The sequence below is a fragment of the Yersinia sp. IP36721 genome (assembly GCF_003634395.1).
Taxonomy (GTDB): Bacteria; Pseudomonadota; Gammaproteobacteria; order Enterobacterales; family Enterobacteriaceae; genus Yersinia; species Yersinia entomophaga.
Map to the genome: position 1 here is coordinate 27,015 of NZ_QCZL01000013.1, position 19,847 is coordinate 46,861.

Consider the following 19,847-nt stretch of genomic DNA (forward strand, 5'->3'; position numbering starts at 1 on the left):
GTTATGATTATTGACGCCCTATCAGCTCGCACTGATGCTGATATTTTTCTGTATAAAACTGTCATAGAGGCGACGAGCAAAAGCCAATGCGTGCGCGCCATCACCGTGAACACAAACGGTATCTGCCTGTACCGGCACCCAAATGCCGTCACGGGACTGAACCCGCCGCTGCTGTACCATTTCCAGCGTTTGAGATAATGCCAGTTCATCGCTTTCAATCAACGCATCCGGCTCGTTGCGCGGAACCAGCGAACCATCGGCCTGATAACGACGATCGGCAAAAACTTCCTGTCGGGTAGATAAACCCGCGCGCTGCCCAGCAAGAATTAATTCGCTACCCGCCAATCCAACCAAACGCAAATTGGAATCGACGGCTTTCACCGCCTGAGCAATGGCGTCTGCCAACTGCGGATCTTTCGCCGCCTGGTTATACAGCATGCCGTGGGGCTTTACGTGCTGCATACGCCCGCCCTCCGCCTTCACGATAGCCGCCAACGCGCCGAGCTGATAAATCACCTGCGCATAGACGGTTTCTGGCGGCAGTTGCATCGCGGTGCGGCCAAAGTTCTCCCGATCGGGAAAGCTGGGATGAGCGCCAATAGCCACGCGAAACTCCAACGCCCAACGAACCGACTGGCGCATAATTTCAGCGTCTCCCGCATGGAAACCGCAGGCGATATTAGCGGAACTGACTAACTGCAATAATTCACGATCGTTGGCGCAGCCTTCACCCAAATCTGCGTTTAAATCTACTTTCATTTGGCCTCCACCGGGTGGAAACCCGCGGCTAAACCCCGTTCAATCTGTTGCAAATACAGCTGTTGTTCGGCTTTGGCTTTCAAAGCGTCCTCCAGCGTACATTTGACAAAATGCACCGGTTCTCCCAAACGAATTTGCGCCAAATGGAAGAGATCGGCTTCGATCACGCAGGCAATTCGCGGATAACCGCCCGTAGTTTGCGCATCTGCCATTAATACAATTGGCTGGCCGTTATGCGGCACCTGCACCACTCCGGGCAGTAAACCGTGGGATAACATTTCCCGCGCGGTATTGCGGGATAACTCGCCGCCGGTCAGACGGTAGCCCATCCGATTACTTTGCGGGCTCAGCTGCCACGCACTGCGCCAAAACGCCTCTTGCGCACTGGACGAAAACTCGTGATATTCCGGCCCCGGCACCGCCCGCACTCGATTACCAAACAGTAATTGTTTAATGCCAACGGATTCCTTAGGTAAACGGCTCGCTTTGCCCAACGGCAATTCGTCGCCCTCTTTAATCAACCGCCCTTGATGACCGCCAAATCCGGCTTTCAGATCAGTGCTGCGCGAGCCAAGCATTTCAGGCACGTCAATACCGCCGGAGATCGCCAGATAACTGCGCATTCCCCGCAATGGGACATTAAGTTGAATACGCTGGCCCGCTTTCACCGGATAACGCCAGCCGGTCCACAGTAATTGGTCGTCGAGCCTGGCATCACAGCCCGCGCCAGTTAGTGCGATCCAGCCTGTCTGAGTAAATTCGGCACAAAACTGCCCCAGCGTAATTTCCAATCCTGCGGCAGCGGGGGCATTCCCCACCAACATATTAGCCATTTTCAGCGCGGGTAAATCCAGTGCCCCGCCCTGACTGATGCCCAAACGGCGAAAACCGGGACGGCCTTCATCCTGAATAGTGGTGTAAATACCGGCGCGAATAATTTTTAACATACGCCCTCCTTGAGTGGTACAAAGCGCACATTATCACCGGGGCGAAGCAAGGTAGGCGGCATTTCCAACGGGTTAAACAATGCCAGAGAAGTACGCCCTATCAATTGCCAACCACCGGGGGTAGCTAACGGATAAATACCCGTTTGGCTGCCGCCGATCCCAACGGAACCCGGTGCAACAGACAGACGAGGCTCCCCGCGACGCGGCGTTGCCAGTTGTTCCGGCAGACCGCCTAAATAGGAGAAACCCGGCTGAAAACCGAGGAAATAGACGATATAACTCGCAGAAGAATGACATTCCACCACCTGACGCGGTGACAAACCGGTGTGACGAGCCACGTCTTCCAGATCCGGCCCGAACTCTCCGCCGTAGATCACCGGAATATCAATGTTTCGGGATTCGAGTACCAAGGACTCACTTTCTTCCCACCAGCGCTGTAAACGCTCAATGGCATCCAACGCCGTTTGCTGCGGGTTCTCCAGCAACAGCGTCAGGTTATTCATGCCCGGAATGGCTTCGCGAACATCAGGATGATGAATCAGGCGATCCGCCAGACCCCAAATACGTTGTTGGCTTGCCAGAGTCACCGGCGGCTCCAATTCCAGAACCACCGCGCTTTCTCCCAATAGGTAACATCGTGCTCGTTGCAATCCTTATCTCCCTGCTCTTTATAAGACTTTGACTGTTTCTATAACTTAATAATTATTAGCCATAAGCACATAGTTATGCTTTAGCGCATTGCAACTGTCAATAGGGGCTTAACAACGGGAGATAGGCGATTAACTGCCACATAAGCGGATAACACCATTATTAATCGCTATGAAAGCAATATTTAACGTGTTTTAAACCACTATGTTGGCAATTAACTAATTTATTTCTTATTAAAAATCAGCATTGAATACCTAAAAGTTATGATAAATATAACCTTTATCGCTTAATATTCGTCAGATAGGGTTTTATTAGGATGAGTAAACTAATAACCCTCAGTTTTTACGAGGAATAGTGCTTTTCTGGTCAGGATTAGAGCAGAGAATTCACGCCACCAATTGATTGAGCGGCGTGATTGAGAGAGCATTAAGCAGGGTTAGGAATATCAATGAAAGTCACGTCAAACCCGTGTTGGTTCGCCAGCCACTCCCCCAGCGCCTTAATGCCGCCGCGTTCGGTCGCGTGGTGACCCGCCGCATAAAAATTCACCCCCATCTCACGAGCAATATGAATCGTCTGCTCGGAAACCTCACCGGTAACAAAGGCATCAACCCCGAAATCAGCCGCCTGCTGAATATAACCTTGCCCACCGCCCGTGCACCAGGCAATGCGACGAATATCCGTAGGCGCGTGATCGCCACAGTGCAGAACCGGGCGGCCTAGCTGTTTTTCCAGACGCTCTTTCAGTATCTGGTTATTGATCGGTTTTTCAAACTCGCCATAAGGCAACAACGACTCGATTTCACCGATAACATGAATATCAAGTAGCCTGGCTAGCTGCGCGTTATTGCCCAACGTTGGATGCGCATCCAGCGGCAGATGGTATCCATAGAGATTGATATCTTCAGTAAGTAAGGTTTTCAGGCGATTACGTTTCATACCGCGAACTACCACCGGTTCATTCTTCCAAAAATAACCGTGGTGAACCAGAATCGCGTCGGCCCGATGCTCCACTGCCGCATCCAGCAACGCCTGACTGGCCGTCACGCCGGTAACAATTCGTTGCACCTCAGGGCGACCTTCGACCTGTAGGCCATTCGGCGCATAATCCTGAAAAGCAGCGGTATTCAATTCGGTATTTATCAGGGTTTCCAGTTCGGTGTTACGCATGATCTTCATCTCGTTTTAGCGATTTTGGGGCTAACATACCCGCCGATTTTAGCGAAAGCAAACCCGCGACACTCAGAATTGCTGACTGTCGCCCTGCTCCATCAGAATAAATTTAACGCCCAGATCGTTAGCCTGCTGCAGTTCATCCACAATGACTTTCCGGGGATCTGGCCCCTGCTGTAACGACGGCTTGATATGGCTAATCACCACCGGTAAATCTTTCAGCGGTTGCTCGCCTTCACCGCTGTATTTCGCCAGATTTTTCAGCTCTGCCAGCAACCATTTGGGTGTCATATGACCATAAAGTTTGCCGTCAGCCACGCTGTTTGGGTAAGACACCTCGATAATCATGCCTTTTAGCTGCTTCTGTTTGACCTTTTCACCCAAAATGCGCCAAATCTGATCCAGATTTTTTGATTTTTCCACCGCGTCAGGCCCGGTATCACCAAAATAGGCGAAGAACTCATCGCCCTGACCGATCAATAACATCGAAGAAGGTGACTGGTCATGGCTCAGAGGATAGATTTCACCGATCAATCGGGTTAAACCTATAGTGAAACGTTGAGCGGGACGCGGAGCCTGCAGGCGATAAGTGCCCAAGCGCGTGCCACTGCCAGAATCGGTAAAGTTCGGCCACACGCGCCAGTTAAAATAGTGGTTTCTCAAGGTTTCCACCGTAGCGGCGGTGCCATAGATGGTTTTCTTACTGTCTTCGGGAGAGCCAATAATCAGCCCTGCAACGTGATCCAGATGAGCGTGACTAATAAAGTAGCTGTTAATGCGTTGACGGAAAATATAGCCCTGACGGGTGAAAGGCGCCGCGTTTTGCTCGGTTACATCGGCAAAGTTCCCTTTGTCCAAGCCTTTGGCTATACCGGGAAGCACAGATCCTGCGTCCAGACCAAGATACAGAGGGTTAGTATCGCTGCGAATTAAATACGAGGTTAAATTGCCATCGCTGACGCCACCATCCACGCCAAGGGCAACCACCTCAAATCCACCCCAGCTCAATGAAGAATAGAGGCTGAAGATCAGGACTAACCCTTTTTTAAACATACTGGCTCCTTGTTGTTATGTTGTGCGGGAATGTTCCCGTCTGGCGGCCTCAAATGCGGCCAACGTGTCCAATCTGGCTTGTTTGTGATCGACGATCGGCTGCGGGTAATCAAGCGGCTGTTGCCACTGCGCCCAACGCCAAGGCTGGTGAATATCACTTTCCGGCACCGCCGCTAACTCCGGTAGCCAACGGCGGATAAAAGTGCCTTGTTTATCAAACCGTTCCCCTTGAGTCGTGGGGTTGAAAATACGAAAATACGGGGCAGAATCTGTCCCCGTTGACGCGGCCCATTGCCAGCCCCCGTTATTGGCAGCCAGATCGCCATCCAACAACTGAGACATAAAATACCGCTCGCCTAAACGCCAATCCAGCAGCAGGTCTTTGACCAAAAAGCTGGCGGTAATCATACGCAAGCGATTATGCATCCACCCGGTAGCATTTAGCTGTCGCATCGCCGCATCCACAATCGGATAGCCGGTCAGGCCTTGTTGCCACGCTTGCAACTTATCGTCAGCAGGGTTCCATCGTACCTCATCCGTCCAGTCAATAAACGGACGATTTCGGCATAATCGCGGATAAGCCACCAATAGATGGCGATAAAATTCTCGCCAGATCAATTCATTAAGCCAATTGAATGCGCCACCGTCCGGCATGTCCAGCACGTTGGGGCATTCTGCTCGCAGTCGATTGAAACATTGGCGCGGAGACAGCACGCCAAGAGCCAGATAAGGCGATAATTGGCTGGTTCCGTCAACTGCCGGCAAATCTCGCTGTTTCTGATAATCCTGCACAGTTTCGCGACAAAATTGGCGAAGGCGGCGTAAAGCGGCCTCTTCTCCCGCGGGAAAGAGCTCAGCGTCCACTTCTGCTGCAGGATAATTAAAAGGTGCGAGCGCAGATGAGTCATCCATTGGCGACTGCCGCGGTTGTGGGGCTGGCACGCAGTTGCAGTCAGTCATCAACAAGCGCTGGATAAAAGCACGGCGAAATGGGGTGTAAACCTTATACATTTCGCCGTTGCCGGTCAGAACGCTTCCCGGCGGCAATAACAGGCTGTCATGGAAACCCTGACAGATGACTTGCCCACGAAGCTTTTCTTCCAGCTGCGTATCCCGCAGTCGTTCGTTCAGTTCATATTGATGATTATAAAGCAGTTTATCAATGCGTTGTTCAATACAAAGATTGGCTAACCAGTCTACTGAAGCGTCGAAATCATGGCATTGATGGTAATGCAATGGGATACCACGCAGCGCGAGTTGCTGTCGAAGTAATTGTAGGTTTTGATGAATAAATGCGGCCTGCCGCGGCGCCATATCGTGAGATGCCCACTGCCCCGGCGTAGCGATAAATACGGCCTGCACCTGCGCCTGCGGGTCTTCACAGGCCGCGTGCAGGGCCAAATTATCGGTAACGCGCAAATCGTGGCGAAACCAGACCAAATGGGTAGTCATGGCATTCCTTTTTATAAAATTATCTAAAAATCAAATAGACAGACACAGCAGCCGATCACCAACCGCTTAATGTCCGTAGCGCAACCTCAACGCCTCCGGATACGGTTCAAAATACCGCTGTTGCGCCAGATAGGCATCCGGGTACTCAGCCATATAATGTTTTAACAGAGTTATTGGCGCTAATAAGGGTTGCATACCCTGTCGGTAGCGGTCGATTAACTGGGCCAACTCTTGCCGTTGAGCAGCATTTAAATGTCGACGGAAGTAACCTTGTACATGCATTAAGACATTAGTGTGATTACGGCGGGTCGCTTTATGTGCCAGCAAATGCATCAAACGGTTACGATATTCAATAGCAAAATCTTCCAGTGATTCCCATTGATCCATTGCGGCGACAAAAGGACCGATCTGGCGATATTCAGGCTGAGAATGCGCGAGCAGTGAAAGTTTATAACGACTATGAAATGCCATTAGGCTGCCGCGCGTTAACCCTTTCTTCCATAGCGAATTAAACTCAGCCAGCGCGTAGATACGCTCGACAAAATTCTCTCGCAGTTGCGGATCGTGCAGGCGACCATCTTCCTCAACCGGTAGCCAGGGCAACTGTTTTAGCAATTCCTGAGCGAAAATTCCGGTACCCTCCTTCTTGGAAAAATCGCCTTTCTCGCTGTATACCCTCACCCGCTCCATTCCGCAGCTGGGAGATTTTGCGCACAAAATATAGCCGCACAAATGGCTGAGATGAGATACCTTTTCCTCGGCAAAACGACGCATGGCGGCGGTAACATCCTGATTGGCGTCATTGCTGGTACGGATCAGGACGTCATCCTGCTGGCGAACCAAGCGTAGAGCGGGACGCGGAGAAGGCAAACCAATGGCCATTTCTGGGCAAATGGGTTCAAATTCGACGTAGGGAGCCAGTTCTTCTGTAGCGAAGTCCAGCCGTTTATGCCCACCGTCAAAACGTACCTTGCTGCCGAGCAGGCAGGCGCTGATACCTACGGGGATTTTTTCGCTCATAGTTCACTCCCGACATTCAATAAATTCAAGAAACGTTTGGTTAAATCACGCTATCTGGCCCGATGATACACATTGGCATCAGAATTTTTAATCTTATGAATTTTAAGCATAACTGTTATTGCGTGAAATAACCCTAAGGCGAGGTAAATATCGGCTTGATGAGGGGAGAGTGTGTGAGTAAAGCCAGCGCCGCCGGGCACTCGTGAACCGTATTATTGGGAAGCCAAAAAACAAATGCCAGTCAGCGTGCACTGACTGGCATTCGATTTCACACCGGGATTCTAATTAACCGAATTAACTCAGTAGAAATCCCGAGCGGCTAATTCAGACTGCGCTAACCATACTGGTTTATCGCTGGTTTTCGCCCAAACGCGGTGCAAATAGCTGTAAAAACGAGCACGGTCACGGCGGAATAACATTACTGGCAAAGCCAAAACACCCATCAGGATTACTGCGCAGCGGCGCAGGAGAACCTGATGCAATGGATATACATTGTACATAGACATAGCGATCCTCCTTTAAAAGCGCCGTTCTGTTAGGCAGACCACTATCAACTCTGGGTCAGTTTTACAGCTTGGCGCTAGAAATAAACAAGTGAATTTGGAAACTGAACAAAATTTTACCGCATTGAATGAAAGTTTACCACTCATCCGACCACTAAAAGGCACGAAAAACACAAATTATCGTCATCTTCCGTAATTTTGTTACATTAAGGTTAATTTAAAACTAACCTTTAGTTATCTTGTGGCTATTTTAGTTGCGAGATTGATAACATTATGAGCATGAAATTAGCATTCCTGTTTTCTTCGAACTCAAAGTATCTCTACCACAAACTCACCGCCTAAATTAACGTCACTTTATGAACCTTTTTTGACCATTTTTACGTTTTTTTTACACACAATGCGGATTTTTTATCAGTAACTATATTTATGACTCCGTAACCTGCTGTTATCAAAAAACATCACCTGTGGAGGTGTCCCGTGAGTTTCAGCATCGTTGTTGGTGCGTTGCTGGTCCTGCTGCTTCTGGGCTATTTGGTATACGCCTTATTTAATGCGGAGGACTTTTAAATGGCTGCGTCAGCTTTCCTGCTTATCGCCAGTTTCTTATTGGTGCTACTGGTTCTTTCACGCCCGCTGGGTGGTTTTTTGGCGCGGCTAATCGAAGGCGAACCATTCCCGCGATTACAGCGTATGGAGGCCGCTATCTGGCGCTGTAGCGGCGTAAAAAATGAAGAAATGAATGCCTGGCAATACGCGCTGGCTATTTTATTCTTTAATCTGATTGGTGGAATATTTTTATTCACATTATTAATGTTTCAGGGCGCTCTGCCTCTAAATCCTCAACATTTACCGGGGATGTCCTGGCAGTTAGCGTTAAATACCACCGTCAGTTTTGTCACGAATACCAACTGGCAGGCCTACAGCGGAGAGAATACGCTCAGTTATCTCAGCCAAATGGCCGGTTTGACGGTGCAAAACTTCCTGTCTGCCGCAACGGGTATCACCGTGGCTTTTGCGTTGATTCGCGCCTTCGCCCGCCATTCTTCCAACACACTAGGTAATGCCTGGGTTGATATTCTGCGCATTACTCTATACGTGCTATTGCCCCTTTCTCTGATTATCGCGCTGATTTTTGTCAGCCAAGGCGTTTTACAGAATTTTGATGCTTACCAACACGTTACAACGCTAGAGGGAGCAAAACAGATCCTACCGATGGGGCCAGTGGCTTCACAGGAAGCGATTAAAATGCTCGGCACCAACGGCGGCGGTTTCTTTGGCGCCAACTCCGCTCATCCGTTTGAAAACCCAACCGCTTTCAGCAATTTTGTGCAAATGCTGGCAATTTTCCTTATTCCCTGTGCCCTGTGTTTTGCTTTTGGTCAGGTAGTGGGAGATAACCGCCAGGGTCATGCGCTGATTTGGGCTATGTCACTGATTTTCATCACTGCTGTCGCTGTAGTGATGTACGCCGAACTGACAGGCAACCCGCACCTTACCCTGCTCGGCGCTGACAGCAATATCAATATGGAAGGTAAAGAAAGCCGCTTCGGGATTCTGTCGTCCAGTATGTACGCCGTAGTAACCACAGCCGCGTCGTGTGGGGCGGTTAACGCTATGCATGACTCCTTTACCGCGCTGGGCGGCATGGTGCCGATGTGGCTGATGCAAATTGGCGAAGTGGTGTTCGGCGGCGTTGGCTCTGGCTTATACGGGATGCTGCTGTTTGTGCTGCTGACGGTGTTTATCGCCGGGCTGATGATTGGCCGCACGCCGGAATATCTGGGTAAAAAAATCGATGTGTTCGATATGAAAATGACCGCACTGGCCATTCTGGTCACGCCGACCGTGGTACTGCTAGGCACCGCGCTGGCACTGAGCACCGACGCCGGGCGAGCAGGAATTCTTAATCCGGGCGCTCATGGTTTCAGTGAAGTGCTGTACGCCCTGTCATCGGCGGCTAACAACAATGGCAGCGCCTTCGCTGGCCTGAGCGTCAATACCCCGTTCTATAACCTGTTATTGGCGCTGGCGATGTTCATCGGCCGCTTTGGCGTCATTTTACCGGTTCTGGCTATCGCGGGATCGCTGGCGGCGAAAAAACGTCAACCGGCGGGGAACGGCACGTTACCAACTTCAGGTCCGCTGTTTGTTGGTCTGTTGGTCGGTACCGTGATGTTGGTTGGCGCTCTGACCTTTATTCCTGCACTGGCATTAGGGCCGGTCGCTGAACATCTGAAAGTTTGGTTAACACGCTGATTATTAATAAATAATGTTAACAACGATTCGGTTGTAGAGAGAGAACACATATGACTCGCAAACAACGCGCACTCTTTGAGCCCGCACTGGTTCGCACCGCACTGATTGATGCAGTGAAAAAATTGGACCCGCGTACCCAATGGCGTAACCCGGTAATGTTCGTGGTGTACCTAGGCAGTTGGTTGACAACCGCTATCTGGCTGGCGATTCTCAGCGGGCAAGCCGACGGCAACGCCATGTTTACCGGTAACGTAGCCCTTTGGCTTTGGTTTACCGTGCTGTTTGCCAACTTTGCCGAAGCGCTGGCAGAAGGCCGCAGTAAGGCTCAGGCCGAAAGCCTGAGAGGGGTAAAAAAAACCAGTTGGGCTAAAAAACTTAGCGCTCCTCACGCGGATGCGCCGCAGGAGAAAGTATCCGCCGATAGCCTGCGAAAAGGCGATTTGGTGCTAGTACAAGCCGGAGATACCGTCCCCTGCGATGGCGAAGTGCTGGAAGGTGGCGCATCGGTGGATGAAAGCGCCATTACCGGCGAATCTGCTCCGGTTATTCGCGAATCCGGCGGCGATTTCTCCTCCGTTACCGGCGGGACTCGCGTGCTGTCCGATTGGTTGGTAGTCGAGTGCAGCGTCAATCCCGGCGAGACTTTCCTCGATCGCATGATAGCGATGGTGGAAGGAGCAAAACGGCGTAAAACACCAAATGAAGTGGCTTTGACCATTTTACTGGTGGCCTTAACCATCGTGTTTTTGCTGGCAACGGCTACGCTGTTTCCCTTCTCATTATTTAGTGTGGAAGCTAATCAGGCTGGCAGTCCGGTAACCATTACCGTTCTGGTAGCGTTGCTGGTGTGTTTGATTCCAACCACCATCGGCGGCCTGTTATCAGCCATTGGGGTAGCCGGCATGAGCCGGATGCTGGGTGCCAACGTGATAGCCACCAGCGGGCGCGCGGTGGAAGCCGCTGGCGATGTCGATGTGCTGTTGCTGGATAAAACCGGCACCATCACATTGGGCAACCGTCAGGCTTCGGAATTCCTGCCTGCACCCGGCGTTACCGAACAGCAATTGGCAGACGCCGCCCAGCTATCTTCTTTAGCCGATGAAACGCCAGAAGGCCGCAGTATCGTCGTGCTGGCGAAACAGCGCTTTAATTTGCGGGAGCGTGATATTCATGCCTTGAATGCAACCTTTGTCCCCTTCTCTGCCCAAACCCGCATGAGCGGCGTAAACGTGCAGGATAGAATGATTCGCAAAGGCGCGGTAGATGCCATTCGTCGCCACGTGGAGTCGAATAATGGCCATTTCCCACGCGCCGTGGACGATTTGGTTGAAAGCGTAGCGAAAACCGGCGGCACGCCGTTGGTCGTCGCAGAGGGCGCTCGGGTTTTGGGTGTCGTCGCGTTGAAAGATATCGTTAAAGGCGGGATTAAAGAGCGTTTTGCCGAATTACGCAAAATGGGCATCAAAACCGTGATGATTACCGGCGATAACCGTCTGACCGCCGCAGCCATTGCCGCCGAAGCCGGGGTAGATGATTTTCTGGCCGAAGCCACGCCGGAAGCCAAGCTGGCGCTGATTCGTCAATATCAGGGAGAAGGTCGTCTGGTCGCGATGACCGGCGACGGTACCAATGACGCGCCGGCGCTGGCACAGGCCGATGTCGCGGTGGCGATGAACTCAGGGACGCAGGCAGCGAAAGAAGCGGGCAATATGGTGGATTTAGACTCCAATCCGACCAAACTGATTGAGGTTGTACACATCGGTAAACAAATGCTGATGACTCGCGGTTCCCTGACGACCTTTAGTATTGCCAACGATGTAGCGAAATATTTTGCCATTATTCCGGCCGCTTTCGCTGCCACTTACCCGCAGTTGAATGCGTTAAACGTGATGCAATTGCACTCCCCGTCTTCCGCCATTCTATCGGCGGTAATTTTCAACGCCTTAGTGATTGTGTTTCTGATTCCACTGGCGTTAAAAGGCGTCAGTTATAAAGCGATGAGCGCTGCGGCTTTGTTGCGTCGAAATTTATGGATCTACGGCTTAGGCGGTTTATTAGTGCCTTTTGTCGGGATCAAACTGATCGATTTGGTGTTAACCGCGCTGAATATGGGTTGAACGAGCGCTTAATGGCTGCCGGACACTGCGTCCGGCCTGCGTGAATAACGAGGTTTTTATGATGTCTTATCTGCGTCCGTCACTGATTTTAGTGATTTTATTAACCCTGATCACCGGTATCGCCTATCCATTACTGACTACCGGTTTGGCTCAGGTTATTTTTAGCGATAAAGCCCATGGTTCTCTGGCAACGCTGGGCGGCGAAGCGGTCGGTTCGACACTGATTGGTCAGCAGTTTACTCAACCGGGATATTTTAGTGGTCGCCCATCGGCCACATCGGATATACCTTATAATGCTCTGTCATCCGGCGGCAGTAATTTAGCTATTAGCAACCCAGCACTGGATGCCGAGATTAACGAACGGATTAAAGCACTGCGTTTGGCTAACCCAGATCAAACCGGCCCGGTTCCGGTGGATTTGGTTACCGCCTCCGGTAGCGGTCTCGATCCGCAAATATCGCTGGAAGCCGCCTATTATCAGGCTAATCGCGTGGCTAAAGCCCGCCAGTTAACATTATCCGAAGTGCAGGATCTCATCGCAAAAAATGAGCAGAAATCGGTTCCGAACTTCCTCGGAGAAAGCGTGGTGAACGTGCTGATACTGAATATGGCACTGGATAACGTTAAACCGCTAAAACAATAAGGAAAAATCACCGTGGATGCCGAACCAATCCGTCCAGATCCCGATAGTCTGCTGGCAGTGGCGAACGAAAAACCACGCGGCAAGCTCAAGGTCTTCTTTGGTGCCTGCGCCGGAGTAGGGAAAACCTACGCCATGCTGCAAGAGGCGCAGCGCCTGCGTGCTCAAGGGCTGGATGTGCTGGTTGGCGTGGTAGAAACCCATGGTCGCAGTGAAACCGCCGCGCTGCTGGAAGGGTTAGATCAGCTACCGCTCAAGCGTATTGCTCATCGCAATCGCCAGGTACGCGAATTTGATCTGGATGCGGCGCTGGCGCGTCATCCGGCGCTGATTCTGATGGATGAACTGGCGCACAGTAACGCCAACGGTTCGCGCCATCCCAAACGCTGGCAGGATGTGGAAGAATTGCTGGATTCAGGCATTGATGTGCTGACTACCGTCAATGTACAGCATCTGGAAAGCCTGAATGACGTCGTAGGCGGCGTGACCGGTATTCGCGTGCGGGAAACGATTCCCGATCATATGTTCGATGAAGCCACGGAAGTCGTACTGGTGGATCTGCCACCGGATGACCTACGCCGCCGCCTGAACGAAGGCAAAGTGTATATTTCCGGTCAGGCCGAACGTGCCATCGAACATTTTTTCCGCAAAGGTAATCTGATCGCTCTGCGCGAGCTGGCGCTACGTCGTACCGCCGATCGGGTGGACGACCAAATGCGCGCCTTTCGGGATACCCAAGGCCGCGAGCGCGTTTGGCACACCCGCGATGCGATTTTGCTGTGTATCGGCCACAATGTCGGTAATGAGAAGCTGGTGCGCACCGCAGCGCGTTTGGCGGCTCGTCTCGGCTGTATCTGGCACGCGGTCTACGTAGAGACGCCACGTCTCCACGCATTGCCGGAAGCGAAACGCCGAGCCATCCTACGCGCCTTGAAGCTGGCGCAAGAATTAGGCGCGGAAACCGCTACCCTTTCCGATCCTTGTGAAGAACGGGCGATTCTACGTTACGCTCGCGATCACAATCTGGGGAAAATCATTATTGGTCGCCGCAGCGAGCAACGCTGGAAACTGCGCGGCAGTTTTGGCGATCGACTGGGCAAGCTGGGGCCGGATCTGGATTTGGTGATTGTCGCATTGGAAAATGACCATCAACCTGCGGCGGCCAAAGAAAATGATACACGCAGTTTTAGCGAAAAATGGCGCATGCAGCTACAAGGCTGCGCGGCCGCGATCGGGCTGTGTGCACTGATCACTATTTTATCTCAGTGGCTGATCCCCGGATTTGATCAGGCGAATCTGGTGATGGTTTATCTGCTCGGCGTGGTGATCATTGCGCTGTTTTACGGGCGCTGGCCGTCTGTGCTGGCTGCCGTACTAAACGTCGCCAGTTTCGATCTGTTCTTTGTCCAACCCCACTGGTCGCTGGCGGTGACTGATGTGCAATATCTGGTCACTTTTGGCGTGATGTTGATTGTCGGCATCGTCGTGGGGAATCTAACCGCCGGCGTACGCTATCAGGCGCGCATCGCCCGTTATCGCGAGCAACGAGCCAGACATTTGTATGAGATGTCCCGCGGCCTGAGCCGCGCATTAAGCTGCGTTGACATTGCCAAAACCAGCCGCCACTTTCTTTCCAGCAGCTTTCAGGCCAAAACTGGCCTGTTGCTGCCGCAGGAAGACGGGCGATTACACCAAATTGGCACCGAAGACGGCAATATTTTTTCGGTGGATGAAGCCATTGCCCGCTGGAGTTTCGATCACGGTGCTCCCGCAGGCGCAGGTACCGATACCCTGCCCGGCGTACCTTATCAACTGTTGCCACTGACCACCTCAAAACAAACCTTCGGCGTGCTGGCGATTGAACCGGCCAACCTACGGCAATTGATGGTGCCAGAGCAGCAGCGTTTGCTACAAACCTTTACCAGCCTGATAGCCAACGCGCTGGAGCGTCTGCATCTGGCCCGTACCGCCGAAGTCGCCAAACTGGACGCAGAGCGCGAACAACTGCGAAATTCCCTGCTGGCGGCGCTTTCCCACGATTTACGCACTCCGTTAACCGTATTATTCGGGCAGGCCGAAATCCTGACCTTGGACTTAGCGGCTGAAGGTTCCCGCCACGCGCCGCAGGCCAGCCAGATTCGTCAACAGGTGCTTAGCACCACTCGATTGGTTAATAATTTGCTGGATATGGCGCGGATTCAATCCGGCGGTTTTAACCTGCGGAAAGAATGGCAATCGTTGGAAGAAATCGTCGGCAGCGCGCTGCACATGCTGGAAACAACGCTCAGTTCTCATCTTATCGAGCTGGATTTACCCAGTGAAATGGTACTGATTAATTGTGATGGCAGTCTGCTGGAGCGGGTCTTTATCAACCTATTGGAAAATGCTCATAAATATGCCGGACCGAGCGCAACCCTAGGCATTCGCGCCAAAGTTCAGGAAGAATGGCTGAATGTGGAAGTCTGGGATAACGGGCCTGGTATTACCGGTGGGCAAGAGCAGCTTATTTTTGATAAATTCTCCCGTGGCAATAAAGAGTCGGCCATTCCCGGCGTGGGCTTGGGGTTAGCCATTTGCCGTGCCATTATTGATGTTCACGGTGGGAGAATCTGGGCAGAGAAAGGCCAAAACGGCGGTGCTGTTTTCCATTTTGTCCTGCCATTGGAGGTTCCACCAGATATGGATAACGTTAATCCTGAGGACATGTGATTATCTCTCCAGCTACCGTTTTAATTGTTGAAGATGAAAAAGAGATCCGCCGCTTTGTCCGTACCGCGTTGGAGAACGAAGGCTGCCGGGTATTTGACAGCGACACCCTACAGCGAGGTTTGATCGAGGCTGGCACCCGCAAACCGGATTTAATCATCCTCGATCTCGGGTTACCGGACGGCGACGGTCTGGATTATATTCAGGATTTGCGCCAATGGAGCGCTATCCCAGTGATTGTGCTCTCCGCCCGGAATAGCGAAGAAGACAAAGTGGCCGCGCTGGATGCCGGCGCAGACGATTATCTGAGCAAACCTTTTGGTATCAGCGAATTACTGGCCAGAGTCCGAGTGGCACTACGTCGTCACGGATCTGGAGCGCAGGAAAGCCCCATCGTCAGTTTTGCCGATGTGAGCGTTGATCTGATCAACCGTCAGGTCAAACGCGGCGATGAAGACCTCCACCTAACGCCGTTGGAATTTCGCCTGCTAACCGCCCTGCTGGCCAACCCTGGAAAAGTCATCACCCAGCGCCAACTGCTGAATCAGGTGTGGGGACCAAACTACGTCGAGCACAATCACTATCTGCGAATTTATATGGGTCACCTACGGCAAAAGCTGGAGGCCGATCCCGCACGCCCTAAACATCTGATTACCGAAACTGGCGTCGGCTATCGTTTTATTGCTGATACATTACCGCGCTAAGATTTACCTTTAAGGGTAGGCAAGGAAAGTTTGCAGGCGTAGCATCGGAGTTTTCGTTGCAAATAGGTCTTATTCGCTATGAGTACCTGGTTAATCTACGCTTTACTCTCTGCCTTTACCGCTTCGCTGGTCGCCATATTTGGCAAAATCGGTCTTCAACATCTGGATGCCAATACCGCCACCGCCGTGAGGGCCGTGGTGATGGCGCTGTTTTTAGTCGGCGTAGTGGTGGTTCAGGGGAAATATCATCTGGTGGGTACCGTACTCACCGATAAAAAAGCCTTGCTGTTTATCGTACTAAGCGGCGTGGCCGGGGCGCTGTCCTGGTTGTTTTACTTTATGGCTATCAAAAACGGCACCGTTTCGCAGGTTGCGCCCATTGATAAACTCAGCGTAGTGTTTGCGGTGATTTTGGCTGTGATTTTATTTGGCGAGAAGATTTCGTTTATCGCCGGTATTGGCGTTGCCCTGATTAGCATAGGCGCGCTGCTGGTTGCCTTGGGCTAATCGCGAAAAAAAGGCAGTCCCTTGCGGAGCTGCCATGTTATTTCATGAGTTTGCGAGAAACTTAAAAGCTATTTCTTCGCGCCAGCCAATACTTCACTCACAATATCAACGGCTTCTTTCTCAATTTTTTCGCGATGCTCTGCGCCCAGGAAACTTTCACAATAGATTTTGTAAGCTTCTTCGGTGCCAGATGGACGAGCGGCAAACCAGCCGTTGTCGGTCATCACTTTCAGGCCACCGATAGACGCCCCATTGCCCGGCGCTGCGGTCAGACGTGCGGTGATTGGATCACCCGCCAGCGTGCTGGCCGTGACCATTTCCGGCGACAGTTTGGATAAAGCATTTTTTTCTGCCTGAGTCGCCGGTGCCTGAATGCGATTGTAACTTGGCGCGCCGAAACGTTTAGCCAGATCGTTATAATGGTGCTGCGGGTTCTCACCGGTCACGGCGGTAATTTCAGCAGCAAGCAGACACATGATAATACCGTCTTTGTCCGTAGACCACGGCGTGCCATCGAAACGCAGGAAAGAGGCACCGGCGCTTTCTTCGCCACCGAAACCAAAGCTACCGTTATGCAAACCTTCGACGAACCATTTAAAGCCCACCGGCACTTCCACCAGTTTGCGGCCTAAATCAGCCACTACGCGGTCAATCATCGCGCTGGAAACCAGCGTTTTACCTACCGCGACCTCTGCCCCCCAGCGCGGACGATGCTGGAACAGGTAGTTAATGGCCACCGCCAGATAATGGTTCGGATTCATCAAACCTGACGGAGTGACAATCCCGTGACGGTCGTAATCCGGGTCGTTGGCAAAGGCTAAATCGAACTTGTCGCGCAGCGCCAGCAAGCCTGCCATAGCGCACTCTGACGAACAATCCATGCGAATTACGCCATCGTGATCCAAATGCATAAAGCGGAAAGTCTGATCGATAGAATCATTAACCAGCGTTAAATCCAGCTTGTAGTGCTCGCCAATTCGCTGCCAGTAAGCAATACCTGAACCGCCTAGCGGATCGACGCCCAGTTTCAAACCGGCACGCTGAATAGCTGGCATATCAACCACGTCAACCAAACCTTCGACGTAAGGCTGAATCAAATCCTGCTGACGCAGACGATTGCCACGCCAGGCTTTATCCAACGATTGACGCTTCACTCCAGCCAGCTTTTCGGCCAGTAACTGGTTGGCACGCTTTTCAATCACCGAAGTCAGATTGGTATCCGCAGGCCCACCGTTAGGCGGATTGTATTTAATACCACCGTCTTCCGGCGGATTATGAGAAGGCGTAATGACAATGCCGTCTGCCAGCGTTTTATTCTGACGGTTATAGGTCAAAATGGCGTGGGAAATAGCCGGAGTCGGCGTAAAGCCATTGTCTGTCTGAACCACCACGTCAACGCCGTTGGCGGTTAGCACTTCCAACACCGAAATAATTGCCGGTTCTGACAGTGCGTGGGTATCTTTACCTACGTAGCACGGGCCGGTAATGCCGTGTTGATGGCGCACTTCGGCAATCGCCTGAGCAATAGCCAGAATATGGTCTTCGTTGAAACTGTGACGCAAAGAACTGCCACGGTGCCCAGAGGTACCAAATTTTACCCCGTGAGCCGGATTTTCAGCATCTGGGCGCAGCACATAATATTGCGACGTCAGTTGAGCAACGTTAATCAAATCGCTTTGGCGGGTAGGTTGCCCGGCACGAGGATGATAAGCCACTGTCACTACTCCTAATTAGCTAAAAAACTCCTTCCGCGCAGCCTGTAGCCAACGGAAAGAGGCAATAGATGTGAATTAGATAGTCCCACACACTTTTTCGGTCAAATCCGGCGGGAACTGCATCGCCAGCATAATATGCTGAACCATGCTGCGCTTACGCTCGGTATTGGTATTGGTAATCACCCAATATGGCGTTCCAGGAACGTGTTTTGGCTTGGTATGAGTGCCATTTTGCAGCAGCGTTTGTTGATCACCGGCAAAATAGGTGCGGGTCCGGCCGTGCAGTGACTCCGTTGCCGCCGCAAATTCCGCTGCATCCAAGGTATAAAGTGTAGATAACACCAGCATAAAACGGTTAACCGCTTTGTTTTGCTCGGCATATTCATCGGAAAGCAGCAGTTCTCGCAGCGCGCGCACGCGATCTCGCGGACCAGGCACTACCGCCACCGGCGTCTTGGCGACTTCGCCCGCAGGAACAGTACGTACCGGTTGCCCAGCGGTAAATTTCAACATGCGCCGTAAAATATCGGACGCACTCTCGCCGATATGCTGCGTATGGCTGGCAATATAACGATAAAGCTCTTCGTCGACTTCAATAGTTTTCATCTTTATCCAGTACTGTTTTTCTACTTTCTTTATTCATATCCAAGGATTATAAAGTCAAAGCTGGCTGGCGAATAGCGCCATAACGGATCTGGCGATGAAAAGCCTGAATAGATCGTTATTCAACTTTGTTCTGATAATCCGCGTCATTCCGGAGCAGCACACCATCATCCAGTCATGATACCCTAACCACAATATCTCTCTGTATGAACTTCGCCATGAAATTGAACTTTCGCTTACAAAGCGCACATTCTCCGACTAATAATCTCCCTATCCTGCTGATCCACGGCTTGTTTGGCAACCTTGATAACCTCGGCGTGCTGGCTCGCGACCTGCAACAGACCCATACCGTAGTGCAAATCGATCTGCGGGATCACGGTTTATCTCCTCGTTCCCCGCAAATGAACTACCCGGCGATGGCGCAGGACGTTCTGGAATTACTCGATCATTTAACCATAGAAAAAGCCATTATTATCGGCCATTCCATGGGCGGAAAAGTGGCAATGGCGCTAACGGCTCTTGCGCCGGATCGCATTGATAAACTGGTCGCCATTGATATTGCACCGATCGATTATCAAACCCGACGCCACGATCAGATTTTCGCTGCGCTCAACGCCGTGACCGAAGCCGGCGTGACCCAACGTCAGGATGCGGCAAAAATCATGCGGGAAATCATAAAAGAAGAAGGTGTGATTCAATTCCTGCTGAAATCATTTCAGGCTGGAGAATGGCGTTTTGACGTACAGGCGCTGTGGAATCAATATGAAAATATTGTCGGCTGGCAGCCTGTTCCGCCTTGGTCGCATCCTATTCTGTTTATTCGTGGCGAATTGTCGCCTTATATTCAGGACAGTTACCGAGATGAAATTGCCCGTCAGTTCCCGCAGGCTCGCGCTCATGTTATTTCCGGCTGCGGGCATTGGGTCCATGCGGAAAAACCCCAGGCGGTATTACGTGCTATCCACCGTTTTCTCGACGCGGAATAAAGTGCGAGGCTAATACTGTTGTTTAAAATTTGTACCCTGGGGAAAAGAAATGAATTTC

General features: G+C 51.6%; 17 protein-coding genes. 7 read left to right on the top strand and 10 right to left on the bottom strand.

Features of this window, described 5'->3' with window-relative positions; translation table 11 throughout:
- Positions 1-21 precede the first annotated feature (21 nt).
- From pxpA to DBA33_RS12110, 8 genes are all read right to left on the bottom strand, one after another.
- Entirely contained in the window at positions 22-759 is a 738-nt protein-coding gene (pxpA, locus tag DBA33_RS12075; protein WP_120806553.1) for a 5-oxoprolinase subunit PxpA, read from the bottom strand.
- Positions 756-1,706 (bottom strand): 5-oxoprolinase subunit PxpC, encoded by a 951-nt coding sequence (gene pxpC / locus DBA33_RS12080; protein ID WP_064512504.1) that lies wholly within the window; start codon positions 1,704-1,706, stop codon positions 756-758. The genes pxpA and pxpC overlap by 4 nt, the downstream gene beginning before the upstream one ends.
- A complete protein-coding gene (gene pxpB / locus DBA33_RS12085) occupies positions 1,700-2,356 on the bottom strand; it encodes a 5-oxoprolinase subunit PxpB (protein ID WP_064512502.1) in 657 nt (218 codons plus the stop codon). The genes pxpC and pxpB overlap by 7 nt, the downstream gene beginning before the upstream one ends.
- A gap of 424 nt (positions 2,357-2,780) precedes the next feature.
- Positions 2,781-3,524 carry a type 2 GTP cyclohydrolase I gene (locus tag DBA33_RS12090; protein ID WP_064512500.1) on the bottom strand — a complete coding sequence of 248 codons (744 nt, stop codon included), beginning with the start codon at positions 3,522-3,524 and terminating at the stop codon, positions 2,781-2,783.
- 72 nt (positions 3,525-3,596) lie between these two features.
- On the bottom strand, positions 3,597-4,580 hold the full coding sequence (locus tag DBA33_RS12095; RefSeq protein ID WP_064512499.1) for an MBL fold metallo-hydrolase: 984 nt from the start codon (positions 4,578-4,580) through the stop codon (positions 3,597-3,599).
- Positions 4,581-4,595: 15 nt separating this feature from the next.
- Positions 4,596-6,032, bottom strand: coding sequence for a deoxyribodipyrimidine photo-lyase (gene phrB / locus DBA33_RS12100; protein WP_064512497.1), 1,437 nt, complete (start codon positions 6,030-6,032; stop codon positions 4,596-4,598).
- Between the two features lie 66 nt (positions 6,033-6,098).
- Positions 6,099-7,052: a 2-thiouracil desulfurase family protein gene (locus DBA33_RS12105; protein ID WP_120806554.1), complete on the bottom strand. Its 954-nt coding sequence runs from the start codon at positions 7,050-7,052 to the stop codon at positions 6,099-6,101.
- Positions 7,053-7,351: 299 nt separating this feature from the next.
- Positions 7,352-7,558, bottom strand: coding sequence for a YbfA family protein (locus tag DBA33_RS12110; RefSeq protein WP_049596747.1), 207 nt, complete (start codon positions 7,556-7,558; stop codon positions 7,352-7,354).
- A gap of 564 nt (positions 7,559-8,122) precedes the next feature.
- On the opposite strand from DBA33_RS12110, the gene kdpA reads away from it, so the two are divergent.
- The 6 genes from kdpA (at position 8,123) to DBA33_RS12145 (ending at position 16,485) form a co-directional block, all read left to right on the top strand.
- The gene (gene kdpA / locus DBA33_RS12120) at positions 8,123-9,811 is read left to right on the top strand and encodes a potassium-transporting ATPase subunit KdpA (RefSeq protein WP_120806555.1); all 1,689 of its coding nucleotides are present in this window, start codon (positions 8,123-8,125) and stop codon (positions 9,809-9,811) included.
- Between the two features lie 50 nt (positions 9,812-9,861).
- The gene (gene kdpB / locus DBA33_RS12125; protein WP_064512490.1) at positions 9,862-11,928 is read left to right on the top strand and encodes a potassium-transporting ATPase subunit KdpB; all 2,067 of its coding nucleotides are present in this window, start codon (positions 9,862-9,864) and stop codon (positions 11,926-11,928) included.
- 61 nt (positions 11,929-11,989) lie between these two features.
- The gene (kdpC, locus tag DBA33_RS12130; RefSeq protein WP_064518195.1) at positions 11,990-12,571 is read left to right on the top strand and encodes a potassium-transporting ATPase subunit KdpC; all 582 of its coding nucleotides are present in this window, start codon (positions 11,990-11,992) and stop codon (positions 12,569-12,571) included.
- 12 nt (positions 12,572-12,583) lie between these two features.
- A complete protein-coding gene (gene kdpD / locus DBA33_RS12135) occupies positions 12,584-15,277 on the top strand; it encodes a two-component system sensor histidine kinase KdpD (RefSeq protein ID WP_064512489.1) in 2,694 nt (897 codons plus the stop codon).
- Positions 15,274-15,978 carry a two-component system response regulator KdpE gene (kdpE, locus tag DBA33_RS12140; protein WP_064512487.1) on the top strand — a complete coding sequence of 235 codons (705 nt, stop codon included), beginning with the start codon at positions 15,274-15,276 and terminating at the stop codon, positions 15,976-15,978. Before kdpD ends, kdpE begins: the two co-directional genes overlap by 4 nt.
- A 78-nt stretch (positions 15,979-16,056) precedes the next feature.
- Complete coding sequence (locus tag DBA33_RS12145; protein ID WP_064512485.1) at positions 16,057-16,485, top strand: EamA family transporter; 429 nt, start codon at positions 16,057-16,059, stop codon at positions 16,483-16,485.
- A 68-nt stretch (positions 16,486-16,553) separates the two neighbouring features.
- On the opposite strand, the gene pgm is transcribed toward DBA33_RS12145, so the two are convergent.
- Both pgm and seqA read right to left on the bottom strand, forming a co-directional pair.
- A complete protein-coding gene (gene pgm / locus DBA33_RS12150) occupies positions 16,554-18,200 on the bottom strand; it encodes a phosphoglucomutase (alpha-D-glucose-1,6-bisphosphate-dependent) (protein ID WP_064512483.1) in 1,647 nt (548 codons plus the stop codon).
- Between the two features lie 75 nt (positions 18,201-18,275).
- Entirely contained in the window at positions 18,276-18,806 is a 531-nt protein-coding gene (gene seqA / locus DBA33_RS12155) for a replication initiation negative regulator SeqA (RefSeq protein ID WP_064512482.1), read from the bottom strand.
- Positions 18,807-19,021: 215 nt separating this feature from the next.
- On the opposite strand from seqA, the gene ybfF reads away from it, so the two are divergent.
- The gene (gene ybfF, locus DBA33_RS12160; protein ID WP_064512481.1) at positions 19,022-19,789 is read left to right on the top strand and encodes an esterase; all 768 of its coding nucleotides are present in this window, start codon (positions 19,022-19,024) and stop codon (positions 19,787-19,789) included.
- Positions 19,790-19,847 lie beyond the last annotated feature (58 nt).